Below are 24,945 nucleotides of genomic sequence, written 5' to 3' on the forward strand. Positions count from 1 at the left end.
GTTACGCGGTCTCCGGCAAGAAACGACAAATTAGCTGTGGATTAGATACGGTCAGCGGGCTTGGGTTTCAAGCGCCGCTGGCGTTTTATGCTTCATTGACGATAGCGCGACAGGAAGTTGCCGAAGCGCTCCAGCGCATCGTCGAGCTGCTCGGCCCAGGGCAGGGTGACGATGCGTACGTGATCCGGTTCCGGCCAGTTGAAGGCGGTACCCTGCACCAGCAGGATCTTCTCCTGCAGCAGCAGGTCGAGCACCAGCTGCTGGTCGTCGTGGATATTGAACACCTTGGGGTCGAGCCGCGGGAAGGCGTAGAGCGCGCCCTTGGGCGTGGTGCAGGAGACCCCGGGAATGGCGTTGAGCTTTTCCACGGTGATATCGCGCTGGGCGCGCAGCCGTCCGCCGGGCAGGATCAGGTCGTTGATCGACTGGTAGCCGCCCAGTGCGGTCTGGATAGCGTGCTGGGCCGGCACATTGGCGCACAGGCGCATCGAGGCGAGCATGGTCAGGCCCTGGATGTAATCGGCGGCGCGCTGCTTGGCGACGCTGCCGGAGAGGATCATCCAGCCGGAGCGGAAGCCGGCGCAGCGGTAGCTCTTGGAGAGCCCGTTCATGGTCACCACCAGCTGATCCTCGCTGGCCAGGGCGCCGGTGGAGACATGCTCGACGTCGTCGTAGAGGATCTTGTCGTAAATCTCGTCGGAGAACACCACCAGGTCGTGCTCGCGGGCGATATCGAGCAGTTCGCTGACCACCGCCGGGGGATAGACCGCGCCGGTGGGGTTGTTAGGGTTGATCAGCACGATGGCGCGGGTGTGACTGGTGACCTTGGCGCGAATGTCGGCCATATCCGGGGCCCAGTCGGCCTGTTCGTCGCATAGATAGTGCACCGGGCGACCGCCGGAGAGATTGGCGGCGGCGGTCCACAGCGGGTAGTCGGGGGCCGGGATCAGCACCTCGTCGCCGTCGTTGAGCAGCGCCTGCATGGCCATCACGATCAACTCCGAGACGCCGTTGCCGACATAGATGTCCTCGATGCCGACGCCGGGGATCTGCTTGCGCTGGCACTCCTGCATGATCGCCTTGCGCGCCGAATAGAGCCCCTTGGAATCGCAATAGCCCTGAGCGGTGGACAGGTTGCGCATCACGTCCTGAAGGATCTCCTCGGGCGCCTCGAAGCCGAAAGGCGCGGGATTGCCGATATTCAGCTTGAGGATGCGCTGACCTTCCTCTTCCAGGCGCTTGGCGTGGTCGAGCACCGGGCCGCGGATGTCGTAGCAGACGTTGTATAGCTTGTGCGATTTCCTGATCGGGGTGTCCATGTCGTGTCCGAAAGTGCGTCCAGTAGTGGAGCCCTCGAGGGGCGTCTTATGGGGTGTCGGTGATATCCGGGATGTCGCCCTCGGCCGCCGGCGCGGGAATATCCGCCGGCGTTTCTAGGGTCACCGGCCCGAGCTTGCCGTCGCGTAGCTCATGCAGCAGCACCTCGGCGCCGCGGTGTAGGTCGACCTCGCCGCCGGGGCGCAGGCCGCCACGCCTGGCGGCGATCTCGGCGACGATGGCGGTGCCATCGAAGCCGGCAAGGGCCAGGAAGTCGGGGCGCGCCGGGCCGTCGGCCTCGACCCGCGCCGCCTCGGGATTGGCGGTATAGGCGGGCAGCTCCTTGAGCTTATAGCGCGCGGTGAGGGCCTCAGGATAGCGCTTGGCCAGCTCTGCAGCGGTGATCACCGCCACATCGAGGTAGTCGATGGCGGTATCGCGGATCGCGCCGCTGGCCGCCAGGCGGTAGGCGCTGGCCTGGTCCTCGATCTTCGGCCACAGCACGCCGGGGGTGTCGATCAGCGCCACCCGGCCATCGATGCGCACCTTCTGCTGGCGTTTGGTCACCGCCGGCTCGTTGCCGGTCTTGGCGATCTTGCGGCCGGCCAGGCCGTTGATCAAGGTCGATTTACCCACGTTGGGAATGCCCATCACCATCACCCGCACATCGCGGTCGGCGCGGATGTGGCCGGCCAGCTCGTGGCACAGCTTGGGAATGCGCTTGAGCTCGCGGGCGTTGGTAGTGGTCACCGCCAGGGCGCGGGTGTCGGGCTGGGCGTCGAAGTGGGCGACCCACTCGGCGGTGCGCGCCGGATCGGCGAGGTCGGCCCGCGACAGGATCTTGAGCACCGGCTTGTGTTCGGTGAGCTCGGCGAGCATCGGGTTGGCGCTGGAGTAGGGCAGGCGGGCGTCGAGCACCTCGAGCACCACGTCGATCTCCGGCAGCGCCTCCTTGATCTGGCGGCGCGCCTTGTTCATGTGTCCCGGGAACCAGCCGAGCATGGCCACTCTCCATCCGCGTGCAAAAGGCGATCATTCTAGCAGAGCGTGACGCGGACGTGGGCCGGCAAGCGCCGGCCCAGGGCTCGCTTATTCGCCGTCGTGGAAGCTCAGTGCCACCGAGTTGATGCAGTAGCGCAGGCCGGTGGTCTCGGGTGGGCCATCGGGGAACACATGGCCGAGGTGGGCGTTGCAGTGGGCGCAGACCACCTCGGTGCGCTGCATGCCGTGGGAGTCGTCGACGTGCTCCTCGACGGCATGGACCCCCAGGGGGCGGTCGAAGCTAGGCCAGCCACAGCCGGCATCGAACTTGTGCTCGTTCTCGAACAGCGCCGCCTGACAGCAGACGCAGTGGTAGATACCATGGGCGTTGCTGACCTGATAGTCGCCGCTGAACGGCCGCTCGGTGCCTTTTTCGCGGGTGACGCGATACTGCTCGGGGGTGAGTTGGGCACGCCACTCGGCGTCGCTTTTCTCGACTTTGTTGCGCATGGCGGTCTCTCTCGCTGCGGGTGTATCCATGGTCATCAAACACCGCTCGGGGGGTGCCTGACTAGCCCCGACACGGCTATTATCAGCGTAGCTGGCTGGTCGGGAAAATCCCCTTTGGCCAGTCGCTTGACAGTCACTTGGGCGCTCAGTAACATACGCGCCACCTCGATGAGGGAACGCCGCGTCCCATTCGTCTAGTGGTCCAGGACACCGCCCTTTCACGGCGGTAACAGGGGTTCGAACCCCCTATGGGACGCCACTTCCTCTCGTCAGGTGCTGGATGATCGGTAGTGCAGAGACAGCGCGGGAATAGCTCAGTGGTAGAGCACAACCTTGCCAAGGTTGGGGTCGCGAGTTCGAATCTCGTTTCCCGCTCCATCTTCCCCCGGGTAGATGGGCCTAGCGACACCTCAGCGTCCCATTCGTCTAGTGGTCCAGGACACCGCCCTTTCACGGCGGTAACAGGGGTTCGAACCCCCTATGGGACGCCACTCGATCATCGGTAGGTTGCGATACAAGCGGGAATAGCTCAGCGGTAGAGCATCGCCTTGCCAAGGCGAGGGTCGGGAGTTCGAATCTCCTTTCCCGCTCCATCTGCCTCCGAGTAGATGGGCCTAGCGACACCTCAGCGTCCCATTCGTCTAGTGGTCCAGGACACCGCCCTTTCACGGCGGTAACAGGGGTTCGAACCCCCTATGGGACGCCACATCGCACCTCACTTCGTTATGCGGGAATAGCTCAGCGGTAGAGCATCGCCTTGCCAAGGCGAGGGTCGGGAGTTCGAATCTCCTTTCCCGCTCCAAGAACGCCCTTCTCTACGACTCTCCGAGGCCTTGAATTCTCGGCGATCGCCCATATTTTTAGCTGCCTAATGATTCACCCATCTCCCGGGAGATTCCGATGGCCACTCCGGCGCTGTCCATCCGTGGACTGACCAAGGTCTACGGCAACGGTTTTCACGCCCTCAAGGGCATCGATCTCGATGTGCAGCAAGGCGACTTCTTCGCGCTGCTGGGGCCCAATGGGGCCGGCAAGTCCACTACCCTGGGCGTGGTCTGCTCGCTGGTGCAGAAGAGCGCCGGCCAGATCTCGATCTTCGGCATCGATACCGACCGCGATTTCGCCCGCGCCAAGTATCATCTCGGCGTGGTGCCCCAGGAATTCAACTTCAACCAGTTCGAGAAGGTCATCGATATCGTGCTGGCCCAGGCCGGCTACTACGGCATGTCGCGCAGCGAGGCCTTGCCGCGCGCCAAGCGCCTGCTCGGCGACCTCGGCCTGTGGGACAAGCGCGACGGCAGCGCGCGGATGCTCTCCGGCGGCATGAAGCGCCGGCTGATGATCGCCCGCGCGCTGATGCATCGGCCCAAGCTGCTGATTCTCGACGAGCCTACCGCCGGGGTGGATATAGAGCTGCGCCGCAGCATGTGGGAGTACCTGCGCCGCATCAACCGCGAGGAGGGCACCACCATCATTCTCACCACCCACTACCTCGAGGAAGCCGAGAGCCTGTGTCGCAACGTGGCGATCATCAACCACGGCGAGATCATTCGGAACACCAGCGTCAGGGCACTGCTCACCGAGCTCGACACCGAGACCTTCCTGTTCGACCTGGCCGCCCCACTGGAGGCCGTGCCGCAGATCGAGGGCTTCGAGGTGCAGCAGATCGACGGTGCCCAGCTCGCGGTCATGGTGCACCGCGGGCAGCGACTCAACGATATCTTCGCCGCCCTCGGCGAACAGGGCATCGAGGTGGTGTCGATGCGCAACCGCGCCAATCGCTTGGAGGAGATGTTCGTGACCATGGTCGAGCAGGGCAATGCCGACCTTGCGCGAGCCGCTGCCGCGGCGGAGGCGCGCCCATGAGCCCGACACAGATCGCCATCGCGTTATGGACCCTGGTGCACAAGGAGATCAAGCGCTTCATGCGGATCTGGCCGCAGACCCTGCTGCCGCCGTCGATTACCATGACCATGTACTTCATCATCTTCGGCAACCTGATCGGCTCGCGGATCGGCGACATGGATGGCTTCAGCTACATGGACTTCATTGTCCCTGGGCTGATCATGATGGCGGTGATCACCAACAGCTACTCCAACGTCGCGTCATCCTTCTTCTCCAACAAGTTCCAGCGCTCCATCGAGGAGATGATGGTCTCGCCGATGCCCAACTGGGTGATCCTCGCCGGCTTCGTATTGGGCGGCATGGCCCGTGGGCTGGGGGTAGGATTGATCGTGACCATCGTGTCGCTGTTCTTCACGCGCATCAGCATGGTCCATCCGCTGCTGACCATCTTCGTGGTGGTGCTGACCTCGGCGCTGTTCTCCATCGGTGGTTTCATCAACGCGCTGCTGGCCGACAAGTTCGATGACATCTCGATCGTGCCGACCTTCATTCTCACGCCGCTGACCTATCTGGGCGGGGTGTTCTATTCGATCTCGATGCTGCCGGCGCTATGGCAGGGCGTGTCGATGCTCAACCCGATTCTGTATATGGTCAATGTGTTCCGCTACGGCTTCCTGGGCGTCTCGGACATCCCGGTGGTCTGGGCGCTGAGCGCTATCGTGGCGTTTATCGTGGTGCTGTTCGGCATCGCGCTGTGGATGCTGGATCGCGGCAAAGGCATCAGGAGCTGACCATGCAACGACCCGAGACCCTCGCCAACGCGCCGCTGGGACGCGAGTCCGCCTATCCGGAGCAGTATGACGCCGCGTTGCTTTATCCCATCCCCCGCGCGGCCAATCGTGCGCCGCTGGGGATCGAGGAGGGCGCCTTGCCGTTCGTCGGCGAGGATGAGTGGCACGCCTTCGAGGTTTCCTGGCTGAATGCCCGAGGCAAGCCACTGGTGGCGGTGGCGCGCTTTCGGCTGCCAGCGGACTCGCCGAACCTGATCGAGTCCAAGTCCTGGAAGCTCTACCTGAACAGCTTCAACCAGACCCGCTTCGCTAGCCGCGAGGAGGTGATGGCGACCCTCGAGTGCGATCTGAGTGCCGCGGCCGGGACGCCGGTGGGCGTGGCGCTGCTAGGCGTCGAGGATGAGGCGCTCACTCCCCGCCCGCTGCCCGGCGAATGCCTGGATGGTCTGGACATCGAGATCGACGACTACACCCCCAGTGCCGCCCATCTGAGGGTAGGGGAGGAGATCGTCGAGGAGACGCTGCACTCGCACCTGCTCAAGTCCAACTGCCCGGTCACCGGGCAACCCGACTGGGGCAGCGTGCTGATCCGCTATCGCGGGCCCAGGCTCGACCGCGAAGGGCTTCTGCGCTACCTGATCGGCTATCGCCAGCATCAGGACTTCCACGAGCACTGCGTCGAACATATCTTCATGGACCTGATGGCCCAGGCGTGTCCCGAGCGGCTGCTGGTGCTGGCGCGCTACGTGCGCCGTGGTGGACTCGATATCTCGCCTTGGCGTGCAACTCCGGGAGAGCGCCCGCCCGAGCCGCTGCGTCTGGCTCGGCAGTGAGGCGCTGCGGTAAGCTGTCGTCATTTGCTCAACCACCACAAGGAGACGCCGGATGGATGCCATGACGCTGCTTCACGAGCGCAGTTCCATGGGCAAGCTGATGGGCCCGCCCCCTGACGCCGCCCAGCGCGAGGCGCTGTATCGCGCCGCGCTGCGCGCCCCGGATCACAAGGAACTGACGCCGTGGCGTTTCATCGAGTTCTCCGGCAAGGGCCTCGACCGGCTGGGGGAGTTGTTTGCCGAGGCCGAGTACCGCGATGACCCGCACAGTGGCGATGACACCCTCAACGCCGCGCGCAAGAAGCCGCATCGGGCGCCAATGGTGATCGCGGTGATCGCCAAGGTCACCCCAGACCTGCCCAAGGTACCGCCGGTGGAGCAGGTGATCTCCGCCGGCTGTGCTGCCCACGGCATCATATTGGCCGCCCATGCGCTGGGCCTCGGCGCCATGTGGCGCAGCGGCCACTACGCCTTCAACAGCACCGTGCGCAAGGGGCTTGGCCTGGGTGAGCACGACGAGATCGTCGGCTTTCTCTACCTCGGCCAACTGGCCGGGCGCCATAAGCCGATTCCCGAGCGCGACCCGGCCGACTTCGTCGAGCGCTGGAGCTGAACCACTGGCAACGGGGGTATCAGGACGTCGCCTGAGGCGGCCTGGACCGGTGCCAGCACGGCAGGAGTGCGGGGAAAACCGCTTGCAATCACGGGTTTGGCTCGTTACAGTATGCGCCGTTCTGACGCACCGGCAGCAGGCAGTCATATGCCGCCAGGCGCAGAGCCACAATGCGGAGGGGTGTCCGAGTGGTCGAAGGAGCACGCCTGGAAAGTGTGTAAGTCGAAAGGCTTCGAGGGTTCGAATCCCTCCCCCTCCGCCACTTCTTCAAGAAACCAGCCTGTTACGGCTGGTTTTCTGTTTTAGCTTCCTAACTACCCCACGGTCAGCGTGAAAGTCTGATCTTCCTTACGGGGTGCGCGTCGACAAGCTCCCAACATCGCCAACTGCTACTCTTCATGGCTGTGCCAATGACCATGGCCGGGATACTGGCTAGCCGAGATCTCTCGCCAGGTTGTTCATCCGCCAGTAGAACAAGACGTGTCGCAACGCTGGAGTATTCACATGCAGTCAAGGATCGAACTCCCCTCGGCGGATGCCATGAGTCCGCAGCAGCGGGCCATTCACGAATCGATTCTCGCAACGCGGGGCAACGCCGACGGGCCCTTCCTGGCCTGGCTGCATAGCCCCGGCCTGGCGGGGCCTGCCCAGCAGCTGGGCGCCTTCTGCCGCTATGGCACTCGGTTGACCACCCTCGAAAGCGAGCTGCTGATCCTGATCGTTGCCGCACATTTCCGATGTGTCGGCGAGCAGCAGATCCATGAGCCTATCGCGATACAAGCAGGGCTCGCGGAACAGGCGGTGGTGACGCTTCGGGAGGGCGGCTGGGCTGACCTTGAACCACCTCGGCTGGCCATGCTGCAGACGCTGACGCGACAGCTATTGGCCGACAATCGCATCGACGATGCGACGTTCGAGGCAGCCCGGCAGGCGCTGGGCACGCAAACGCTGGTCGAGGTGGTGGGCATCATCGGCTATTACTCACTGGTGGCCATGACGCTCAATGCATTCGAGATGAGACTGCCCTAGAACACCAAGGAAAACAGAACCCCGAGTAGCGCACAGCTGCCCAATACCGTGAGCATGCCTACCTTGAAGCGGAAGATGGCAAGCATCGCCGCGGCAGACAGCAGCAGGGCAAGCGGTTCCAGCGAGGTCAGGTCCGGGATCAGCAGGCGAGCCCCCAGGGCGTGCCACTCTTCGACCTCGGCAAAGATCACGTGGAGCCCGAACCAGATCGCCAGGTTGAGGATGACGCCGACCACCGCCGCGGTGATGGCCGACAGGGCGGCGCTGAGGGCGCGGTTGTCGCGCAGGCGCTCCACGTAGGGCGCCCCCAGGAAGATCCACAGGAAGCAGGGCACGAAGGTGACCCAGGTGGTGAGCACTGCTGCCAGGGTCGCCGCCAGCATGGGGTCGAGCCCGATGGCCTCGCGGTAGGCGCCCATGAAACCGACGAACTGCACCACCTGGATCAGTGGTCCCGGGGTGGTCTCGGCCATGCCCAGGCCGTCGAGCATCTCGCCCGGCGCCAGCCAGGCGTAATTCTGGACCGCTTCCTGGGTCACATAGCCGAGCACGGCATAGGCGCCGCCGAAGGTCACCACCGCCATCTTGCTGAAGAAGGTGGCGATCTGGCTGAAGACGTTTTCGCTCCCCAGGGTGGCCAGCAAAATCACGACCGGCGTCAGCCACAGCAGCACAAAGATGGCCGAGACGCGCAGCGACCAGCCGGGGTTGGGCCGCGCGTGGGCGGGCAGCCCCTCGCCGAGCAGCGAGTCGCGGTCGCTGAGGCCCTGGGCATTGTCATCGCCATGGCCGCCGCCGACCTGAAAGGCGGCCATGCCGCGCTTGCCGCCCCAGTAACCCAGCAGCGCCGCACTCAGGATGATCAATGGGAAGGCCACGTCGAAAAAGAAGATCGCCACGAAGGCTGCCGCCGCCAGGCCCAGCATGATCCGATTCTTGAGTGCCCGCTTGCCGATCCGCACCACGGCATTGAGCACCACCGCCAGTACGGCGGCCTTGAGGCCGAAGAACAGCCCCTCCACCAAGCCCACGTTGCCCAGCGCCGCATAGAGGTAGCTGAGTGCCAGGATGGCGATGAAGCCGGGCAGCACGAACAGGCAACCGGCAACCAGGCCGCCCTTGGTGCGGTGCATCAGCCAGCCGATGTAGATCGCCAGCTGCTGGGCCTCCGGTCCTGGCAGCATCATGCAGTAGTTGAGGGCGTGCAGGAAACGCCGCTCGCCGATCCACTGCTTCTCCTCGACCAGGATACGGTGCATCACCGCGATCTGCCCAGCCGGGCCGCCGAAGCTCAGCATGGCGATGCGCAGCCAGACCATCACGGCCTCACGGAAGGGAACCTGGTGGGGCGTTTCGGTGACAGGCGGCATGGCACACTCTCGGCTGATGGCAGGAGGAAGCGAGGCTACAACGGGGCCCTATCCTCGACGTGCTCGCCGCGCTTGTCCAGTCATCGATCGCCAGTGTCCTGTTCCTTATCGCAGTGGCGATGCAGCAGCCAATGAGCCCCCAGGCACAGTGCCATGGGTAGCAGCAGCCAGGCGCCGCCACCCAGCGACTGGGCGCGCCACATCAGCAGCAGCATGACCGCCGCCATCAGTCCCACGCAGGCGGTCATCATCCAGTGGTGAAGGTGGTTCATTGGGCCTCTCCTTGCGGGGTTTCACGGGTGAACTGCCGCTTGAGCAGCAGCGAGTTGCCGATCACCGACAGCGAGCTTGCGGTCATGGCGATCACACCGATCATCGGGTGCAGCAGGCCCAGGGCCGCGATGGGGATGGCCGCGATGTTGTAGCCGCTGGCCCAGATCAGGTTCTGGACGATCTTGCCGTAGGTGGCGCGGGAGAGATGCATGGCCTCTACCACGCCGGTTAGCTCGCCGCTCACCAGGGTCACGTCGGCGGCCTCGATGGCGACGTCTGCACCGGCGCCGATGGCGATGCCGACGTTGGCCTGGGTGAGGGCAGGAGCGTCGTTGATGCCGTCGCCGACCATCGCCACGTGGTTGCCGTGTTTTTCCTGAAGTGCGCGAATGGCATCGACTTTGCCTTCCGGCAGTACGCCGGCCTGGACCTCATCGATGCCGACCTCCTTGGCCACGGCGCGTGCAGCGCGTTCGTTGTCGCCGGTGATCATCACCACGTGCAGGCCGAGGGCGTGCATGCCGCGAATGGCCTCGATCGACTCTTCCTTGAGGGTGTCGGCCACGGCCACCAGTCCCAGCGCCTGGCCGTCGGCGGCGACGATCACTACGGTGCGGCCCCTGCCCTCGAGCTCGCTCATGGCGTCATCCAGTGCCTCGAGGCCCTGCACACCTTCCTCTTCCAACAGTCGACGATTGCCGATCAGCACGGTCTCCTCGCCGACTTTGCCCGAGACGCCGCGTGCCCCGGTGGAACGGAACTCGCTGACCTCGCCGGGCGTCACGTCGCGCTGTTTGGCTCCATCCACGATGGCCCGGGCGATGGGGTGCTCCGAGGCGTTCTCCACGCTCGCCGCCAGGGTCAGCAGGCGCGTCTCGTCGACGCCCTCGGCGGTGACGATGTCGGTGAGCTCGGGCTCGCCGCGGGTAATGGTGCCGGTCTTGTCGAGGACCATTACCTTGACGTCCTTGAAGGTCTGGATCGCCTCGCCGGAGCGGATCAGGATGCCGCGCTCGGCGCCGATGCCGGAGCCCACCATCAGTGCGGTGGGCGTGGCCAGGCCCAGGGCACAGGGGCAGGCGATGACCAGCACCGCTACGGCGGCGAGTATCGCCAGCACCGGGGTGGCGGCCTCGGGGGTCACCCACGGCAGGAAGGTCGCACCCCAGTCGAGAATCGGCCGCAGGAGGTCGGGGAGCAGCAGCCACGCGATCAGGCTGGCCAGGGCGATCAGCAACACCACCGGCACGAAGCGACCGGTCATGCGATCGGCAAACTCCTGAATCGGCACCCGCGAGCCCTGGGCCTGGTCGATAAGTTTGACCACCTGTGACAAGAAGGTATCGCCGCCAACGCGGGTCGCCTTGACCCGTAAGCGCCCCTCTTTGTTGATGGTGGCACCGATCACGCTGTCGCCGCTGCTCTTGTAGACCGGGATCGACTCGCCGGTGGCGATGGATTCATCCAGATGGCTCTCGCCATCGACCACTTCGCCGTCGGTGGGGATCTTGTCGCCGGGACGCACGATCATGATGTCGCCGATGGCCAGCTCCTTCACCGGTACCTCGACCTCCTCGCCGTCGCGCTCTACCCGCGCGGTCTTGGCGCCCAGGGTCAGCAGGCGGCGAATGGCCTGGGACGCGCGCCCCTTGGCCAGGGCTTCCAGGTAACGCCCCAGCAGGTGGAAGGTCATGATGGTGGCGGCCATCTCGATGAACGAGGTCATCGGATAGACGAAGCCAATCAGGCCGATCAGGTAGGGCGGCAGGCTGCCCATGGAGATCAGCACGTCCATGTTGAAGGTGCCGTTCTTCAGCGAGCGCCAGGTCGACCTGTGGGTGGCGATGCCGCCGTAGAGGAACACCACCGGGAAGGCCAGCAGTGCCACGATCGCCAGATAGCCGGGAATCGGCTGCCAGAACATGTGCGGCATCATCAGCAGCATGATCAGGGTGGTGGGCACCGCGGCGATGATTAACCGCTTGCGGGCCTGGGAAAGATAGGCTTCCTCGATCTCGGCGTCGTTGTCGCCGTCCTCTGCCTCGTCAGTCTGCACGGCGGCGACATCGTAGCCCGCCCCTTCCACGGCGTTCTTGAGCGCGTCGCCATCGAGGTCGCCGGTAACGGTGACCGAGACACGGTGATTGGCGATATTGGTGTCGATCGACTCGACGCCCGACAGGCGTTCGAGCGTCTTGCGCACGATGCCAGCACAGTGGTCCGAGCCCATACCTGGCACCGTCAGGCGAATCTGCTGCTTGGCGCTACCGCCGCTGACAGCGGCCACGTCATAACCGGCGCCCTCGACGGCGCCTTTGAGTGCCTCACCATCGGGGCCATCCGCGGTCACGGAGGCACGGACCCGATGGTTGGCGATATTGGTTTCGATCTCGCCCACGCCATCGAGGCGCTGGAGCGTCTTACGCACGATGCCGGCGCAGTGGTCACTGCCCATGCCGGGCACCGTCAGGGTAATCGTCTTCGTGGTCGTATCGGTCATCGCATGCCTCCTGCGAGCGGGGCCGAAGGGGCGGCCACTGGTTGGCCGCCCGGACATCCTGGCGCTTCTAGCATGGCCGTTCAGTGATGGGCGTCGTGGTCGTCGCTGCTCTCGGGGGTGGCCTGCTCGAGCTGCTGGCGCTGTTCGTCGCTCATAAGGTCATGCATGGCATTTCGCATGCGCACCATCTCGGCCATCATTTCGCCGTGCAGCTCGGCCATCTGGCCGTGTAGCGCCTGGACCTCATCAGGGTCGGGGCGCTCGCCGTGCATCTCGGCCATCAGGTCGTCGCGCAGGTTCATCATCTGCCCCATGCGCTCGAACTGGGCCGGGCGATGCTCCTGCATCAGCTCACGCATTGCACTACGCTGCTCATCGTCGAGCATCGACATCATGCCCATGCCGGCGCCGCCGCCCATCATCGGGCAGGGCATCATGCCGCCACCCATCATGCCCTTCATCATGCCGGGGCTCATGCCGCCCTGGTTGCCGCCCATCATGCCGGGGCTCATGCCGCCCTGGTTGCCGCCCATCATGCCGGGGCTCATGCCGCCCTGGCTGCCGCCCATCATCCCCTGGGCGAGGGCAATGCCGGTGCCACTGGCAGCGAGTGCCACGGCGAGTGCGAGTGTCAACGTCTGCTTGCGAAGCTTCATGTTCATTCTCCCGTCGGGCGAGAGGCCCGATCGATTGCCATCGTCTACATTCTGCGAGCTGTGTGTTGCACGCAGGTCAATGTCGTTTCTTCAGCACCAACGATGAGGTGAGTCTCGAGACCCGAACCGCTGAGGGAGCAGGTAGATCGTAATGACCGGGGCAGGGCGGCAGTCCGACCCGCCTTGAGTCTGGGCATGTCGCGGGTTCGGCCAGGTCCATGGCGCGAGGCTTGACTGACAGGGTGGTGCACTCACCTTAGTTCAACGCCGCAACCTTTCCATTGATGCAGATCAAGCGAGCCGCGATGGTCAACCTGCGTGCCGGACGTCGGTTGCGGGTCCGATCGGCCCGGGTCAGAATTGGCCAGCCCCACTGGATCTATCGCCACCTGTGAGCGTTTTCCTCGCGTCTGACTCTTCTTACCTCATGGCAGGGTGGTGATCGATCCGCACTGCCACCTCATCGAGTGCTAAGAGCCGGACGTGACGGCGACACTTCACGCGAGTGGATCCTGCCATGTCGTAGCTTGGCGCCGTGCGGTGGCGTTGCGTCGCGCTATCCCCAGCTGATGAGAGATGAGGAAGAGATGTCATGACCCATTATCGCTGGCCACTTGCCGTGGCCGTGCTGTTGACCCTGATGGTGGGCTGCTCCCGTGATTCGGGTGATATCAGCCTCGAGCAGCTGCGAGGTCAGACGCATATACACGGCCTGGCCTTTGATCGATCGGATAGCGAACGGTTGTGGCTGGCCACCCACCATGGCTTCTATGCCGTGGATCGCGATGGCATGGCTCGTCGGGTGTCGGAGGAGACTCATGACTTCATGGGCTTCACGCCGCACCCCACTGATGCCGAGACCTTCTTCGCCAGCGGCCATCCGGCCCGGGGCGGCAATCTTGGCGTGGTAGTCTCCAGCGATGGCGGAAAACACTGGGAGCAGCGCTCGGCTGGCGCCGATGGTCCGGTGGATTTCCATCAGCTCACCGTCAGCGAAGCCGGCCCAGACGTGCTCTACGGGGCCTTTGCCGGCCAGCTGCAGGTCAGCCACGACGGCGGCCAGCAATGGCAGATTCAGGAGCGGGCCCCGGACGGCCTGATTGCCCTGGCGGCCTCGAGCCGCGACCCCGAGCATCTCTATGCCGCCACCCAGGACGGCCTGTTGCTGAGCCCGGATGGCGGCCTGCGCTGGCGCCCGATTCACCCCGAGCGCCGTACCGCGAGCCTGGTGGTGGCCCATGATGGGCGGCTCTATGCCTTCATGCTGGGTGGTGGTCTGTTAGTGGCTGAGGAAGCCAACCGCGAGTGGGAAGTCGTAAAACGAGGCTGGGGTGAACGCTACCTGCTGCACCTGGCGGTTGACCCGAACGACCCCGAGCGGCTAGTGGCGGCGGATGACGAGGGCCGGCTGCTGCTCAGTGACAACGGCGGGCGCGACTGGTCACATCTCGAGTGAGGCGCCTGTTATTAACGCCCCACCGGCAAGGCCGGGCGAAGTGAGGCGCTAGTCGTGTCACCGTCACAGAGCGCGCCTGCCAGGCGTCGCTGGCCCTGGCGCTGCAGCTGGTGTTTCTCGAGCATGGGCACTGGGCCACCGAGACGTTACCCGAGCTGCCCTGGGAGCCGGTGATGCCCAGCCACCATGCGTCGCCGGTGCTGATCCTGCCCACCGGTCCCCCGGACCGTTTCGATGATGGCGTCGACTAGCAAAAGACCGCAGGCGCGTTTGATATCAAGGGTGCCGTACGGCCGACCTGGGTGCAGCCCCTCGGTTGTCGGGCGCTGAATGCCATGAAATACTGCCTCCCATTATCTTCCCTACAGGCTGTTGACTCCGACCCATGCTGCGTCTCCTGCTTTCCTGGCTGCTGTTGCTACCGCTGGTGCTCACCCTGGCGCTGCCCTCGGCTGCGGCGGAAGTAAGCCATCATGGTGACGTGAGCTGCCCGATCCAGCCTGAACCGTCCGCAGAGCTGCTTTCCTTGCTCGACGTCGATATCGCAATGGATGCAGGACAAGACGATAGCAGTAGCGGCTGCGTGACCTCCTGCGTCAATCTGTCCGGCGGCGCCTCCCCCGATACCGGACTGCTCCCTCCCTCCAGCGAGGCCCTCCGTGCGCCGGTCGTCGCCTGGCTGTCTACCTCTCCTGGGCGTCTCGAGCGCCCCCCTCGCGTCTGACTCGTCGCTGATTAGCGGCTCGTTTCGCTGACGAGCCAATCTTCACGAGAGACGAGAGGTTATCCATGACCTATTGCAAAGGCTGGCACGTCACCCCGCGGGTGGCCGTGCGGACAGCGTTTACGGCTGATGACGGTAAGCCGCGGGGGGACGTCTGATGGACTATCCCAATATCGATCCAGTGGCGATTTCGCTAGGGCCCCTGCAAATCCACTGGTATGGCCTGATGTACGTGGTTGGCTTCGTCGCTGCCTGGTGGCTGGGGCGCCGACGTGCCCATCGGATCGGCCTTAGCCAGGATGCCATCGGCGACCTGGTGTTCTATGCAGCGCTCGGCGTGGTAGCGGGCGGCCGCCTCGGCTACGCCCTGTTCTACGGTATCGAGCGTCTAGTGGCCGACCCGCTGTGGCTTTTCATGGTCTGGGACGGCGGCATGAGCTTCCACGGCGGCCTGCTCGGGGTGCTGGTGGCGGCGCTGCTGTTCGCGCGTAGGCATCGGCTTGGATACTTCCAGCTCACCGACTTTATCGCGCCTCTGGTGCCGATCGGCCTGGGGGCGGGGAGGATCGGCAACTTTATCAACCATGAGCTGCCCGGTCGGGTCAGCGAGCTACCCTGGGCGATGCCGTTTCCCCACATGGGGCCCGAGCCACGCCACCCTTCGGCGCTGTATGAGTTCGCCTTGGAAGGCGTGGTGCTGTTCGTGCTGCTGTGGTGGCTATCCGCCGAGCCACGGCGGCGGGGGATGATCTCCGGCATGTTCATGCTGCTGTACGGCGTGTTCCGCTTCGCCGTGGAGTTCGTACGGCTGCCGGATGAGCATCTCGGCTTTATCGCCTTTGGCTGGGTCACCATGGGCATGTTGCTGACCGCACCGATGATCGCCGTGGGCGTGGCGTTGGTCGCCTGGTCGCGTCGGCAGCCGGTCGACGGTTCGCTTGGCCACTGGGGGGTGCCTTCACGCGACCATGGGAGGGCGTCTTAATGCTGTCACTCGCTAACCGAGTCACCACCGACACTCTCCCCGTTAGGCGCGGGCAGTGTGCACTGCTGCTTGCCCTTTCGCTGCTGGTCGCGTCGCCAGCGCTGGCCGAGGAGGCCACAGAGTGGCCGCTGGGCCACTACCGTTTGCCGGAAAACGGCGATGTGATTGGCGAGAGTTACACGATCATCGTCGAAAACGAGGAGGACACGCTGCTAGACATCGCACGCGCCCACAACCTGGGCTACGAAGAGATTCGTCGCGCCAACCCTGACGTCAGCATCTGGGTGCCCGGCGTCGGGACCGAGGTGGTGGTACCGGTGCGGCATATCCTGCCCGATGCGGAACGCACGGGCATCGTGATCAATATTCCCGAGCTACGTCTCTACTACTTCCCGGAGCCCGAGCCGGGGGAGGCGCCGCGAGTCGAGACCTACCCAATCGGTATCGGCCGCGAGGGCTACGACACGCCGCTGGGCATAACCCAAACGACCATGCGGCTGGAGGACCCGGCCTGGTATCCGCCCCGCTCCATGCGTGAGGAGGCTGCAGCGCGAGGGGAGCCGGCACCGGCGGTAGTGCCGCCCGGGCCTGAGAACCCGCTTGGCAAGTATGCCATTCTGCTGGATATCCCTGGCTATCTGATCCACGGCACCAATGATCCGGACGGCATCGGCATGCGTGCCAGCCGCGGCTGTATCCGCATGTACCCGGAGGATATCGACGCGATATTCGGTGCCGTGCCGGTGGGCACCCAGGTTAATATCGTCGACCAGCCGATCAAGGTGGGCTGGGACGATGGAACGCCTTTCGTGCAGGTGTATGAGCTGCTGGAGGATCAAGCGCACGGCATGGAGGCGCTGGTGGCGACGCTGGGGATGCTCGATCTGGAAGGCGGGGAGGTGCCGCATTTCGGCCAGCTCAGAACCCTGCTGGAGCGCCCGGATGGTCAGGTAGCGGCTGTTGAGCCACCCATCGAGCCGTGCCCGGATGAGCTAGAAGATGAGCCTGAGCAGGCGTCGGGGTTGTACGAGATGCTCGATCTGCGGCGCTGATGATAGTGCCATAACGCTTCCGGCCGGGGTATCCAGCGCTGTCACGGGATACCTCGGCCCCAAGCAGTGGGTGGATCTATGACGTTTCGAATCAATCGCCGGTGAGCAGCTCGAGGCCGCGGCGGGCCAGCTGCACCGGGCGCGATTCGCTGACCGTCCAGGCGGCCATCGAGCCATCGTACATGGCGACATCGTCGAAGCCGGCGATCTCGCTTAGCACGAACCAGTCGGTGGCGGCCCAGTGGCCGGTGTTGCAGAACGCAATGGTGCGCTCATCGCGGCTCAGTTCGGCGGCATTGATGCGTGCGTCGAGCCCCGCGGTGTCCAGGTAGAAGGCACCGTTGCGGTCATTCAGGTGGCTCCGGTGCGGCAGGCTGCGAGCGCCGGGAATGGTGCCGGCCTCACGTACCGCAGGAGAGGTGGTCTCGCCGGTGAAGTAGTCCGACGGCCGGGCATCGACCAGTTGGGCCTGGCGTTGACGCGCCTCTTCCACCTGTTCGGTAGTGGCGATCAGTGCTTCGCGCAGTTCGGCCTGGAAGGGGGCTGGCTCAACGCTAGGCGTCGGGCCGCTGGTGACCTCGAAGCCTTGCTGCTGCCAGCCGGCGAAGCCGCCGTCGAGAATCGCCACCTGGTCGTGGCCGAGGATCTTGAAGCTCCAGTAGATGCGTGCGGCGGTGCCGAAGTCGGTGGGGCCGGTGCCAGCGGGCACGATCACTACGTTGTGCTCGTTGCTAATGCCGAGCCCGCCGATCAGCTGTTCCAGTTCATCGACGGCGGGCATCAGGCCGGCAACGTCGTTACGGCTCTCGCGCCAGCCGTCTTCGCCGTAGCGGGTGTGCAGGCTGCCGGGAATCTGCGCCGCTTCGAACGCGTCACGGCCACCGCCGCCGTCGATATCCGAGCGCACGTCGAGTACCACCAGGTTGTCCTCATCGAGGTGGCGATCGAGCCAGTCGGCGTCGACCAGCGGTGTGAGCTCAACGGCGTGGGACTGTGCGGAAAACCCTAGGGTAGCCAGTGTCAGGATCAGGATACGTAACATGGGATTGCCCTCATGCAGATGATGTCATGCCAGTGCAGCGCATGATGCTGCACCGGCATGAATAGGTAGGTTAGCCCTGCCAGGCATGGCCGGCAAAGGCATCATCTAGCGCCGGGTGGTTCACATGGTTGGCGTAGTTGGAAAGCGTCTTCACCGCCATGGCCAGTATGATCTGCAGGACATGCTGCTCCTCGAACCCGGCCTCGAGAAACGCCTCGACGTCGGCCTCGGTCGGCTTGCCGCGCGTCTCGAACATCACTCGGGTAAAGGCGCTGAGCGCGGCCAGGCGCTGATCGGGGATCGGCTGGTCGGTGCGAATGGCCTCGAGCACGTCGGCCGGCACCTGGGACATCTTGTCGGCCAGCATGCTGTGGGCCGACATGCAGTAGTCGCAGCCGTTGAGACGGCTGATGGTCAGGAACACCACTTCCTGCTCGGGCGACGCGAAGCCGGATGCCTCGCGGAATAGCTCATAGCCGTGAAGGTAGGTGCTCAGCACGCCTGGGGCCTTGGCCATGCCCTCATACATATGCGGTACGAAGCCTAGCTTGGCATTGGCCTTCTCGAGCAGTGGGCGGGCCTGGTCGCCGGCGTTGTCGAGGGTTTGGGGGGCAAGCTGCATCTTGTAGTCGGCAGACATGAGTGTGGCTCCTTTGCTGTCGATGGCACGGGCGCGCCATATATGGATCGATCAGTTCAAAAATAGCGGCACTAAAGATATGTTCTTCCGCTATGTCTATCGCCGAAATAGCCGCTAGTGAAGCGGCTCCAGAAAGAGTCTGGCCGCCGCCTCTGCGGTGGCCCGATCACTCGTCGATTTGAGCAGGGTGCGTAGCCCGGCCATGCCCATTGTCAGGTAGGTGGCCAGTGCCCTGGCGTCGCGCTGGACGTCGATATCGCCCTGCTGTTGAGCGCTGATGACGCTCCGCTCGAAGAGGGCGGTAATCGCCTCGACGCTGCGCCGGGCCTCCTCGGCGGCCAGCCCTTCACGCTGGCCAAGCTCGCTTGCCGAGTTGAAGATCAAACAGCCCAGTGCGGCGCGCTCGCTGCCCGCCTCGGTGGCGGTGTCCACGAACAGTCCTTCGATGAAGGCCCGTGCAGAGGGGGCGGCGACCAGGCGGCGCTCGAGGCGGTCGAGCAAATTCCCCCGATAGCGACGTAGTGCCTCGAGGAACAGCTGCTCCTTGTTACCGTAGGCCTGGTAGAGGCTGCTGCGCGAAATCTGCATGGCGTCGAGCAGGTCTCGTGTCGAAGCACTGTCGTAGCCCTGTGACCAGAACACCTGCATGGCGGCGTTGGTGGTCTGGTCGGGGCTGAAGGCAAGGGGGCGTCCGCGTGTCATGCCGTGAATTTAGTACCAATCAGTCCATATATCAAGTGCACGTGATCCGGGGTTGGGTCAGAAACGCGTGTAAGGAACGCGGTGTAATCCACACCAAGTTGGTATGGCGCCAAGCCTCAAGGCAGCTGACAGCGGGCGGCGAGGCGAAGCGTTAGCGCCATGGCACGGCAACAGACCCAGCCGTTGTTCATCCGTGATCGAGGAGGTCAAACAATGACAATACAAGACGAGAAGCGTCGCACTCTGCTGAGTCGACTCAGTCGTCAACTTGGCTATACCGCGCCGGCACTGCTCCTGGTAGCAAGTGGTTCGGCGTTTCAGGCGGTGGCCGGCGAAACGCCTGATGGCAGTGCCTATACCAGCGGCAAGGAAGCCCCGTTGATGCTGGCGGAGGCGCATGCCGAAGCCGAGGGAGAAGCCGAAGCCGAGGGTGAGGCCGAAGCTGAGGGTGAGGCCGAAGCTGAGGGTGAGGCCGAAGCTGAGGGTGAAGCCGAAGCTGAGGGAGAAGCCGAAGCCGAGGGAGAAGCCGAGGCCGAAGCGGAAGGCGAGGCGGAAGCGGGCGATCATGACAGATCCGCGGTTGAGCGCCCCGACGGCTATACCCCGGGGTATGACGAGTCGGGTGATAACCCCGCCGAGCTGATCGCCCGAGGCGAGGCGCTGTTCAACGATACCTCGCTGAGTACCAATGGCCTCTCCTGTGCCAGCTGTCACGGCGCCGATGGGCTCTCCGGATACCAGGAGTCGTTCAACGACCCCTACCCCCACCAGGTGGCCATGGGCATGGACATGTTCGGCATGGAGAGCGTGCATGCCGATGAAATGGTCCAGCTGTGCATGGTCGCCCCGATGGAGGCCGAGCCGCTGGACTGGGAGTCTGACGAGTTGGCGGCACTCTCGGCCTATGTCGTCGATGCCCAGCAGCGCTTCGCCGGCAACAGCACAGGGCACAACTGCGATACCTGACCCATGCATGAAGGGGAAGGCGGGGCCTTCCCCTTCATCGCCGCCGCGGTCGCGAGGCCCGTCTGAGATCTGGGCCTGTAAGGACCGGCGTGTGGCGACGACACAGGGAGCAGGATTGCAGGTAGTGCATGACATAGCGACGTAGCCAAATGAGGGCAGCGCGATGACGAAGCAAAGTTCGCCGCAACGGCGGTTTTGGCTGGGCGGCAAGCGGGCCGACGAGCAGGATCGTTTCTTTCGCGAGGCGCTGGAGCCGCTGGGCTGGCAGCAGGGTGATGAAGATCACTGGGACGCGGCGTGGATCACCGGCATGCCAGAGAGCAAGCAGTTTCGCCGCGTGACACCGCAGCGCAGCATGAACCACTTCCCGGGCAACGCCGCGCTGACGGTCAAGAGCCGTCTCCACGACAGCCTGTCCAACCTGCGCGAGCGCATACATGCCAGCCATGGCGCAGAGAGCGAACTAGCCCAGCGGCTGGCATTCTTCCCGCGGGCCTATGTGATGCCACACGATTACCACGCCCTGCAGGCTGCCGCTCTGGCAGATCCGCAGCAGCGTTGGATACTCAAACCCACCAATGCCTCCAAGGGCAAGGGGGTGCAGGTGCTGCAGGACGTGGCCCAGGCGCCGCTGGCCGCCGACTGGCTGGTCCAGGAGTACCTGGCCAACCCGCACACCATTCGCGGCCACAAGTATGTGCTGCGGCTGTATGTGCTTATCTCGAGCATCGAGCCACTGCGCGTGTACTTGTATCGCCAGGGCTTTGCCAAGCTGGCCTCAGAGCCCTGGGACCCCGACGATGCCGACAACCCCTACAGCCAGCTGACCAACCCCGATATCAATGCGCTCAACACCGACGCCGAGATACCGGTGGAGTTCATCGATCTCGAGCGCTACCGGCACTGGCTGCGCGAGCAGGGCCATGACGACGAACAGCTGTTCGCCAAGATCGAGGACCTGATTGCCTTGACCGCCATCTCGGCGGTGGATGCCATGCAGCAGCGTACGGCCCAGGTCGGCGCCGACCCCAAGGGCTGCTACGAATTGCTGGGGCTCGACTGCCTGGTGGACGACACCCTCAAGCCATGGATTCTCGAGTGTAATCTCAGCCCGTCGCTGGGCATCTGCGCCGCCCCCGAGACCGGTGGCCTGGTCGAGGAGCGCGTCAAGGGGGGGCTGGTGCACGACATGGTCGCGCTGCTAGGCATTGGCTCGGCCCGCGATAGCGATGACTCGCTGCTGGCCGAGGCTCAGGCGGAGGAGGCCCGTGGCGGCAATTTTCAGCGCTTGCTGCCCGCGTCCGAGCCCGAGCGTTACCTGCCCTATTTTTCACTGCCGGGACTGGCCGACGTGCAGCTGGCCGATGCCCTGAGCGGCGTAGCCGCGCCACGCCCACGCCTTGCGCATCGGCACGTGGTAGAGCTGCTCGACGACGACCAGCTGGCGCTCTATGCCACCCACACTCAACGCTACTATCGGCCCAACGACAGCGCGGCGCTGATCTGGCTGCTGGCCACCGAGGGGGTCGATCCCGATGCCATTGCCGACGAGCTGGCCCGGGCGGCGGACGCAGAGGGTAGCGGCAGTGTGGATCGTGACGCCCTGCGTCGCGAGGTCTGGGCCACGCTTGGCGAGTGGTGTCGCGATGGCCTGTTGTGCCAGCGCGGTACGCAAGATGCCTCGCGGCATGCTAGCGAGGCTGCGCCTGCCAAGACCGACGCCACGCCACAGGCCATGCAATTGGCCGTCGATGGCAAGCGCTGGGCGCTGTATCTCCCCAGCGGTCCGGCGATGAACCGGCTGACGGCACTCTTCGCCGGGGCACTGGTGCCGCTCAGCGACCAGGCCGCGATACACCTGCCGCGCCTCGACGTCCTGCGCGAAACCGCTGGTTACAGCCTGGCGGCGGGCGGCGAGGTAGTTGCCGGGCGACTGACGCTGGCCCAGCTCGGCCCTGCGCTGCTGGGCTATCTGGTGGGCCAGGCCTGCACGCCGGATCACTCGGTGCTCGACGCCGGCCTGCTGATTACCCCACAAGGCACCGGCGTACTGTGCCTCTTCGCGGTTGGTGAGCATATCGACGTTGCGCAGCGGCTAGTGTCGGCGTCAGACGGTGTGCTGACGCGAGGCGTGCGGCTATCGCTTGACGATGCCCCGGTCATTGAACCGCTTGGCCTGCCTATCCCGGAGATCATTGCCGGCGTGATGCCTGACCTGCCGGACCGCATCACGCTGCAGGGCGTGCTGGTCGCGGGTGATGGCGATGATGTGATCGGCACGCCATCTGCGCTGGATGTGCTGGGCACGCTGCTGGCCTGCTGCAGATTTGCCGACGACGCTCCGGCCGCGCCAGAGACGGTGATGGCACTCGGCGAGTGGCTGGGAGGGCTGTCGAGACGTTCGCTGGGGCAGGAAGCGCCCAGCTTCGCGGCGCTATCGGGCTGGTTTGCCGAGCTCGAAGCAGCACGGCAAGCCACCGAGCAGAACGCGCCGTCGCCTCACGGCGGCGGTGCTATACGCGCGTTGACTCCTTAGGTTGGCGTACTGCATGACGGCATGCCGTGGCATGTCGCCTATTCATCATCACGGAGGTCATCATCATGACACTGCAAGATGAGAAACGAAGAAGCCTGCTGGGGCGTCTCAGCCGCCAGCTCGGCTATGCCGCTCCGGCGCTGGCGCTGGTCGCCAGCGGTGTGGCGTTCCAGGCCGTAGCCGATGACTCGGCCAACTCTGCGGGATTCAGCGGTAACCAGGAGGCACCGCTGATGCTGGCAGAGGCCCACGCAGAAGCCGATGCCGAAGCCGAAGGAGAGGCAGAAGGCGAAGCTGAGGGTGAAGGGGAAGCTGAGGCTGAGGGAGAAGCTGAAGCCGAAGCCGAGGGAGAGGCCGAAGGCTGATTCAACGGCGTGCCGGGCCGGACGCCATTCAGGCGCCGGCCACGGCTAACTTCCATGTCATCAATGGGGTCTCGACATGACGACAACACCTTGTACACCTGACCGGGCGCTCATCGAGGAGAACCAGATGGCCCTGGCGCAGCTGAGACACTTCGTTGCCGGCCTGACACCGGAGGCGTATCAGCAGGCGGCTGGCTGCCGTGGCCGCCATACGCTTGGCAAGCACGTCCGGCATATCATCGACCACGTCGAGGCGCTGTTGAATCTCGGCCCGGGCGAGGGCGTTGTCGACTACGAGCATCGCCGTCGCGACGCGCGTCTCGAACAGTGGCCGCAGCAGGCAGCGAACCGGCTGGATGATCTCGAAGCCCTGCTGGTTGCTTTTGACCCCCAGAAAGAGGCGGCGAGCCTGCACTACCCCGTCGGCGATGAAGCGCTGATGCTCGACACCAGCGTGTCGCGTGAATTGGCCTTTTTGACCAGCCATACCATTCATCATATGGCGATCATCGGACTACTGGCCGAGCAGCAGGGTATCCCGCTCGCCGAGGACTTTGGCGTCCATCCCTCCACGCTCAGGCACTGGCAGCGGGAGGCGACGTCGCATGTGATAGCGCGATGATGCGTCGGTCAGTCATCGTGCTGGCGGGAGGTGATATCGGCCTCCAGCCGTTTGCCGACCTCATGCAGCAGCGTGAACTGCCTATCGCATTGGCGGCAGGGGTCACACATCATCAAGTGGAACGTCAATGACATACGCTCCTGCAAGGACAGACTGCGATCCTGCTTGAGCGACATCAGGCGAGTAGCTCCCTTGCACATCATCATGGTGATTCCTCCTTCAGCCAGCCACTCTCGAGGCAGCTGCGTAAGCGCAGCCGTGCGCGGTGCAGAATGACCCAGCAGTTGTTCTCCTTGATACCGATCTCCTGGCAGATCTCGGCGGTGGAGAGGCCCATCAGCTCGCGCATCGAGAAGACCCGGGCCACGTTGTCCGGCAGGGCGATCATGCAGGCGTCGAATACTTGCCAGAAGCGCTCATTCTCGAACACGGTGTCTGGCTCGCCCCAGCTGGCGGGACGAGCATGCTGATGCCAGCGACCGTTGTGCTGGAATAGGCGATCGACCACCTCGTCATCGCCGTCTTCCTCGAGCGGTTGCCACTTGCCTTGGCGCTTCTGGGTGCGCAACGTATCGAGGATCTTGTATTTCAGGATGCCGAATACCCAGGTCTCGTAGCCGGAGCGCCCGGCAAAGCTGGCGTCCTTCTCGATGGCCGCCATCAGGGCTTCCTGAACGGCATCCTCGGCCTGGGCGCTGTCACGCAGGTGCAGGCGTGCGAAGGAGACCAGGCGCGGTCGTACCGCCGTCAGCCGTTCCATGCGTGAGGGGGATGCCTCGCCCTCGTCAGCTGCCACGTCTGTCATACCCGTCATCCTCCATCGCCAAGCGTCACGGCCTTAGTGTAAAGGCTAAGCGGGTTGCATGGGATGAATCCTTGGTCGTCGGGGCGTCTCCCCATGGTCGTGACATGCCAATTTTCTTTTGCATTGCTTAACCTGGGTTAGCTTAATGACTCACTATCCATGCGAGGGTGGTGGCCACTGAGCAAGGAGTCGCTCGGTCATGGAAGACGCGCCTGGGATGGCGCATTAGCACAGGGAGGCATGGGCAGGACGCCCATGGAGGCAGCAAGGATTGCAATGCTGAGTAAGGCCTGGCCGGCAACGGTTGGGCCTTTCTTGTATGTGGGGGATGT

General features: G+C 64.4%; 26 protein-coding genes and 7 tRNA genes. 21 read left to right on the plus strand and 12 right to left on the minus strand.

The features are described 5' to 3' along the window. Positions 1 to 92 precede the first annotated feature (92 nt). The 3 genes from BLT16_RS06625 to msrB form a co-directional block, all read right to left on the minus strand. Positions 93 to 1,319: a pyridoxal phosphate-dependent aminotransferase gene (locus tag BLT16_RS06625; RefSeq protein ID WP_089657748.1), complete on the minus strand. Its 1,227-nt coding sequence runs from the start codon at positions 1,317 to 1,319 to the stop codon at positions 93 to 95. Between the two features lie 46 nt (positions 1,320 to 1,365). After that, the gene (gene ylqF / locus BLT16_RS06630; RefSeq protein WP_089657749.1) at positions 1,366 to 2,319 is read right to left on the minus strand and encodes a ribosome biogenesis GTPase YlqF; all 954 of its coding nucleotides are present in this window, start codon (positions 2,317 to 2,319) and stop codon (positions 1,366 to 1,368) included. 87 nt (positions 2,320 to 2,406) lie between these two features. Next, positions 2,407 to 2,808, minus strand: a complete 402-nt coding sequence (gene msrB / locus BLT16_RS06635) for a peptide-methionine (R)-S-oxide reductase MsrB (RefSeq protein WP_089657750.1) — start codon at positions 2,806 to 2,808, stop codon at positions 2,407 to 2,409. 183 nt (positions 2,809 to 2,991) lie between these two features. On the opposite strand from msrB, the gene BLT16_RS06640 reads away from it, so the two are divergent. The 12 genes from BLT16_RS06640 to BLT16_RS06695 all read left to right on the plus strand — a co-directional run bounded on the left by BLT16_RS06640 (position 2,992) and on the right by BLT16_RS06695 (position 7,919). Then, a tRNA-Glu gene (locus BLT16_RS06640) sits at positions 2,992 to 3,067 on the plus strand. Between the two features lie 44 nt (positions 3,068 to 3,111). Further along, positions 3,112 to 3,186 (plus strand) — tRNA-Gly (locus BLT16_RS06645). Between the two features lie 37 nt (positions 3,187 to 3,223). After that, positions 3,224 to 3,299 (plus strand) — tRNA-Glu (locus tag BLT16_RS06650). A gap of 27 nt (positions 3,300 to 3,326) precedes the next feature. Further along, a tRNA-Gly gene (locus tag BLT16_RS06655) sits at positions 3,327 to 3,401 on the plus strand. 37 nt (positions 3,402 to 3,438) lie between these two features. Beyond that, positions 3,439 to 3,514: transfer RNA gene (locus BLT16_RS06660), tRNA-Glu, on the plus strand. Between the two features lie 21 nt (positions 3,515 to 3,535). Next, positions 3,536 to 3,610, plus strand: a tRNA-Gly gene (locus BLT16_RS06665). Positions 3,611 to 3,708: 98 nt separating this feature from the next. Then, entirely contained in the window at positions 3,709 to 4,674 is a 966-nt protein-coding gene (locus BLT16_RS06670) for an ABC transporter ATP-binding protein (protein ID WP_089657751.1), read from the plus strand. Next, entirely contained in the window at positions 4,671 to 5,444 is a 774-nt protein-coding gene (locus BLT16_RS06675) for an ABC transporter permease (protein ID WP_089657752.1), read from the plus strand. The genes BLT16_RS06670 and BLT16_RS06675 overlap by 4 nt, the downstream gene beginning before the upstream one ends. 2 nt (positions 5,445 to 5,446) lie before the next feature. Beyond that, on the plus strand, positions 5,447 to 6,277 hold the full coding sequence (gene queF, locus BLT16_RS06680) for an NADPH-dependent 7-cyano-7-deazaguanine reductase QueF (protein WP_089657753.1): 831 nt from the start codon (positions 5,447 to 5,449) through the stop codon (positions 6,275 to 6,277). A 52-nt stretch (positions 6,278 to 6,329) separates the two neighbouring features. Further along, positions 6,330 to 6,890 carry a nitroreductase family protein gene (locus tag BLT16_RS06685; protein ID WP_089657754.1) on the plus strand — a complete coding sequence of 187 codons (561 nt, stop codon included), beginning with the start codon at positions 6,330 to 6,332 and terminating at the stop codon, positions 6,888 to 6,890. Between the two features lie 174 nt (positions 6,891 to 7,064). Continuing rightward, a tRNA-Ser gene (locus BLT16_RS06690) sits at positions 7,065 to 7,152 on the plus strand. A gap of 242 nt (positions 7,153 to 7,394) precedes the next feature. Next, positions 7,395 to 7,919 (plus strand): carboxymuconolactone decarboxylase family protein, encoded by a 525-nt coding sequence (locus BLT16_RS06695; RefSeq protein ID WP_089657755.1) that lies wholly within the window; start codon positions 7,395 to 7,397, stop codon positions 7,917 to 7,919. Here BLT16_RS06695 and chrA read toward each other — a convergent pair. From chrA to BLT16_RS06715, 4 genes are all read right to left on the minus strand, one after another. Continuing rightward, a complete protein-coding gene (gene chrA, locus BLT16_RS06700; protein ID WP_089657756.1) occupies positions 7,916 to 9,289 on the minus strand; it encodes a chromate efflux transporter in 1,374 nt (457 codons plus the stop codon). The genes BLT16_RS06695 and chrA overlap by 4 nt on opposite strands. Positions 9,290 to 9,369: 80 nt before the next feature. After that, the gene (locus BLT16_RS06705; RefSeq protein ID WP_089657757.1) at positions 9,370 to 9,561 is read right to left on the minus strand and encodes a hypothetical protein; all 192 of its coding nucleotides are present in this window, start codon (positions 9,559 to 9,561) and stop codon (positions 9,370 to 9,372) included. Beyond that, positions 9,558 to 12,062, minus strand: coding sequence for a heavy metal translocating P-type ATPase (locus BLT16_RS06710; protein ID WP_089657758.1), 2,505 nt, complete (start codon positions 12,060 to 12,062; stop codon positions 9,558 to 9,560). The genes BLT16_RS06705 and BLT16_RS06710 overlap by 4 nt, the downstream gene beginning before the upstream one ends. An 80-nt stretch (positions 12,063 to 12,142) precedes the next feature. After that, the gene (locus BLT16_RS06715) at positions 12,143 to 12,718 is read right to left on the minus strand and encodes a Spy/CpxP family protein refolding chaperone (RefSeq protein ID WP_089657759.1); all 576 of its coding nucleotides are present in this window, start codon (positions 12,716 to 12,718) and stop codon (positions 12,143 to 12,145) included. Positions 12,719 to 13,310: 592 nt separating this feature from the next. Here BLT16_RS06715 and BLT16_RS06720 point away from each other — a divergent pair. The 5 genes from BLT16_RS06720 to BLT16_RS06735 all read left to right on the plus strand — a co-directional run bounded on the left by BLT16_RS06720 (position 13,311) and on the right by BLT16_RS06735 (position 16,935). Continuing rightward, on the plus strand, positions 13,311 to 14,174 hold the full coding sequence (locus tag BLT16_RS06720; RefSeq protein WP_089657760.1) for a WD40/YVTN/BNR-like repeat-containing protein: 864 nt from the start codon (positions 13,311 to 13,313) through the stop codon (positions 14,172 to 14,174). A 110-nt stretch (positions 14,175 to 14,284) separates the two neighbouring features. Beyond that, a complete protein-coding gene (locus BLT16_RS20565) occupies positions 14,285 to 14,425 on the plus strand; it encodes a hypothetical protein (RefSeq protein ID WP_176817178.1) in 141 nt (46 codons plus the stop codon). 134 nt (positions 14,426 to 14,559) lie between these two features. Next, the gene (locus BLT16_RS06725; RefSeq protein WP_089657761.1) at positions 14,560 to 14,898 is read left to right on the plus strand and encodes a hypothetical protein; all 339 of its coding nucleotides are present in this window, start codon (positions 14,560 to 14,562) and stop codon (positions 14,896 to 14,898) included. Positions 14,899 to 15,052: 154 nt separating this feature from the next. Further along, positions 15,053 to 15,883, plus strand: coding sequence for a prolipoprotein diacylglyceryl transferase (lgt, locus tag BLT16_RS06730; protein WP_089657762.1), 831 nt, complete (start codon positions 15,053 to 15,055; stop codon positions 15,881 to 15,883). Further along, positions 15,883 to 16,935: a L,D-transpeptidase family protein gene (locus BLT16_RS06735; RefSeq protein WP_089657763.1), complete on the plus strand. Its 1,053-nt coding sequence runs from the start codon at positions 15,883 to 15,885 to the stop codon at positions 16,933 to 16,935. Before lgt ends, BLT16_RS06735 begins: the two co-directional genes overlap by 1 nt. Before the next feature lie 91 nt (positions 16,936 to 17,026). On the opposite strand, the gene BLT16_RS06740 is transcribed toward BLT16_RS06735, so the two are convergent. The 3 genes from BLT16_RS06740 to BLT16_RS06750 all read right to left on the minus strand — a co-directional run bounded on the left by BLT16_RS06740 (position 17,027) and on the right by BLT16_RS06750 (position 19,319). Then, the gene (locus BLT16_RS06740; protein ID WP_089657764.1) at positions 17,027 to 17,977 is read right to left on the minus strand and encodes a sulfurtransferase; all 951 of its coding nucleotides are present in this window, start codon (positions 17,975 to 17,977) and stop codon (positions 17,027 to 17,029) included. Positions 17,978 to 18,047: 70 nt separating this feature from the next. Beyond that, positions 18,048 to 18,617 (minus strand): carboxymuconolactone decarboxylase family protein, encoded by a 570-nt coding sequence (locus BLT16_RS06745; protein ID WP_089657765.1) that lies wholly within the window; start codon positions 18,615 to 18,617, stop codon positions 18,048 to 18,050. A gap of 114 nt (positions 18,618 to 18,731) precedes the next feature. Then, on the minus strand, positions 18,732 to 19,319 hold the full coding sequence (locus BLT16_RS06750; RefSeq protein ID WP_089657766.1) for a TetR/AcrR family transcriptional regulator: 588 nt from the start codon (positions 19,317 to 19,319) through the stop codon (positions 18,732 to 18,734). A gap of 213 nt (positions 19,320 to 19,532) precedes the next feature. Here BLT16_RS06750 and BLT16_RS20570 point away from each other — a divergent pair, with 213 nt between their 5' ends. The 4 genes from BLT16_RS20570 (at position 19,533) to BLT16_RS06775 (ending at position 23,808) form a co-directional block, all read left to right on the plus strand. Beyond that, positions 19,533 to 20,285, plus strand: a complete 753-nt coding sequence (locus BLT16_RS20570; protein ID WP_143025047.1) for a hypothetical protein — start codon at positions 19,533 to 19,535, stop codon at positions 20,283 to 20,285. Between the two features lie 163 nt (positions 20,286 to 20,448). Next, on the plus strand, positions 20,449 to 22,821 hold the full coding sequence (locus BLT16_RS06765; protein WP_089657767.1) for a PqqD family peptide modification chaperone: 2,373 nt from the start codon (positions 20,449 to 20,451) through the stop codon (positions 22,819 to 22,821). Between the two features lie 65 nt (positions 22,822 to 22,886). Continuing rightward, positions 22,887 to 23,186, plus strand: coding sequence for a hypothetical protein (locus BLT16_RS20805; RefSeq protein ID WP_176817179.1), 300 nt, complete (start codon positions 22,887 to 22,889; stop codon positions 23,184 to 23,186). Positions 23,187 to 23,262: 76 nt separating this feature from the next. Further along, the gene (locus BLT16_RS06775) at positions 23,263 to 23,808 is read left to right on the plus strand and encodes a DinB family protein (protein WP_089657769.1); all 546 of its coding nucleotides are present in this window, start codon (positions 23,263 to 23,265) and stop codon (positions 23,806 to 23,808) included. A gap of 8 nt (positions 23,809 to 23,816) precedes the next feature. Here BLT16_RS06775 and BLT16_RS06780 read toward each other — a convergent pair whose 3' ends face one another. Together BLT16_RS06780 and BLT16_RS06785 are read right to left on the minus strand one after the other, a co-directional pair. After that, entirely contained in the window at positions 23,817 to 24,014 is a 198-nt protein-coding gene (locus tag BLT16_RS06780) for a zf-HC2 domain-containing protein (RefSeq protein WP_089657770.1), read from the minus strand. Further along, a complete protein-coding gene (locus tag BLT16_RS06785; protein ID WP_089657771.1) occupies positions 24,011 to 24,613 on the minus strand; it encodes a sigma-70 family RNA polymerase sigma factor in 603 nt (200 codons plus the stop codon). The genes BLT16_RS06780 and BLT16_RS06785 overlap by 4 nt, the downstream gene beginning before the upstream one ends. Between the last annotated feature and the right edge of the window lie 332 nt (positions 24,614 to 24,945).

The organism is Franzmannia pantelleriensis (genome assembly GCF_900102875.1).
GTDB classification, from domain to species: Bacteria; Pseudomonadota; Gammaproteobacteria; order Pseudomonadales; family Halomonadaceae; genus Franzmannia; species Franzmannia pantelleriensis.

Excerpts from the sequence above, each read along its gene's own strand:
- BLT16_RS06625 (WP_089657748.1), bottom strand. The coding sequence starts at position 1,319 with ATGGACACCCCGATCAGGAAATCGCACAAGCTATACAACGTCTGCTAC.
- ylqF (WP_089657749.1), bottom strand. The coding sequence starts at position 2,319 with ATGCTCGGCTGGTTCCCGGGACACATGAACAAGGCGCGCCGCCAGATC.
- msrB (WP_089657750.1), bottom strand. The coding sequence starts at position 2,808 with ATGCGCAACAAAGTCGAGAAAAGCGACGCCGAGTGGCGTGCCCAACTC.
- BLT16_RS06670 (WP_089657751.1), top strand. The coding sequence starts at position 3,709 with ATGGCCACTCCGGCGCTGTCCATCCGTGGACTGACCAAGGTCTACGGC.
- BLT16_RS06675 (WP_089657752.1), top strand. The coding sequence starts at position 4,671 with ATGAGCCCGACACAGATCGCCATCGCGTTATGGACCCTGGTGCACAAG.
- queF (WP_089657753.1), top strand. The coding sequence starts at position 5,447 with ATGCAACGACCCGAGACCCTCGCCAACGCGCCGCTGGGACGCGAGTCC.
- BLT16_RS06685 (WP_089657754.1), top strand. The coding sequence starts at position 6,330 with ATGGATGCCATGACGCTGCTTCACGAGCGCAGTTCCATGGGCAAGCTG.
- BLT16_RS06695 (WP_089657755.1), top strand. The coding sequence starts at position 7,395 with ATGCAGTCAAGGATCGAACTCCCCTCGGCGGATGCCATGAGTCCGCAG.
- chrA (WP_089657756.1), bottom strand. The coding sequence starts at position 9,289 with ATGCCGCCTGTCACCGAAACGCCCCACCAGGTTCCCTTCCGTGAGGCC.
- BLT16_RS06705 (WP_089657757.1), bottom strand. The coding sequence starts at position 9,561 with ATGAACCACCTTCACCACTGGATGATGACCGCCTGCGTGGGACTGATG.
- BLT16_RS06710 (WP_089657758.1), bottom strand. The coding sequence starts at position 12,062 with ATGACCGATACGACCACGAAGACGATTACCCTGACGGTGCCCGGCATG.
- BLT16_RS06715 (WP_089657759.1), bottom strand. The coding sequence starts at position 12,718 with ATGAAGCTTCGCAAGCAGACGTTGACACTCGCACTCGCCGTGGCACTC.
- BLT16_RS06720 (WP_089657760.1), top strand. The coding sequence starts at position 13,311 with ATGACCCATTATCGCTGGCCACTTGCCGTGGCCGTGCTGTTGACCCTG.
- BLT16_RS06725 (WP_089657761.1), top strand. The coding sequence starts at position 14,560 with ATGCTGCGTCTCCTGCTTTCCTGGCTGCTGTTGCTACCGCTGGTGCTC.
- BLT16_RS06735 (WP_089657763.1), top strand. The coding sequence starts at position 15,883 with ATGCTGTCACTCGCTAACCGAGTCACCACCGACACTCTCCCCGTTAGG.
- BLT16_RS06740 (WP_089657764.1), bottom strand. The coding sequence starts at position 17,977 with ATGTTACGTATCCTGATCCTGACACTGGCTACCCTAGGGTTTTCCGCA.
- BLT16_RS06745 (WP_089657765.1), bottom strand. The coding sequence starts at position 18,617 with ATGTCTGCCGACTACAAGATGCAGCTTGCCCCCCAAACCCTCGACAAC.
- BLT16_RS06750 (WP_089657766.1), bottom strand. The coding sequence starts at position 19,319 with ATGACACGCGGACGCCCCCTTGCCTTCAGCCCCGACCAGACCACCAAC.
- BLT16_RS20570 (WP_143025047.1), top strand. The coding sequence starts at position 19,533 with ATGACAATACAAGACGAGAAGCGTCGCACTCTGCTGAGTCGACTCAGT.
- BLT16_RS06765 (WP_089657767.1), top strand. The coding sequence starts at position 20,449 with ATGACGAAGCAAAGTTCGCCGCAACGGCGGTTTTGGCTGGGCGGCAAG.
- BLT16_RS20805 (WP_176817179.1), top strand. The coding sequence starts at position 22,887 with ATGACACTGCAAGATGAGAAACGAAGAAGCCTGCTGGGGCGTCTCAGC.
- BLT16_RS06775 (WP_089657769.1), top strand. The coding sequence starts at position 23,263 with ATGACGACAACACCTTGTACACCTGACCGGGCGCTCATCGAGGAGAAC.
- BLT16_RS06780 (WP_089657770.1), bottom strand. The coding sequence starts at position 24,014 with ATGATGATGTGCAAGGGAGCTACTCGCCTGATGTCGCTCAAGCAGGAT.
- BLT16_RS06785 (WP_089657771.1), bottom strand. The coding sequence starts at position 24,613 with ATGACAGACGTGGCAGCTGACGAGGGCGAGGCATCCCCCTCACGCATG.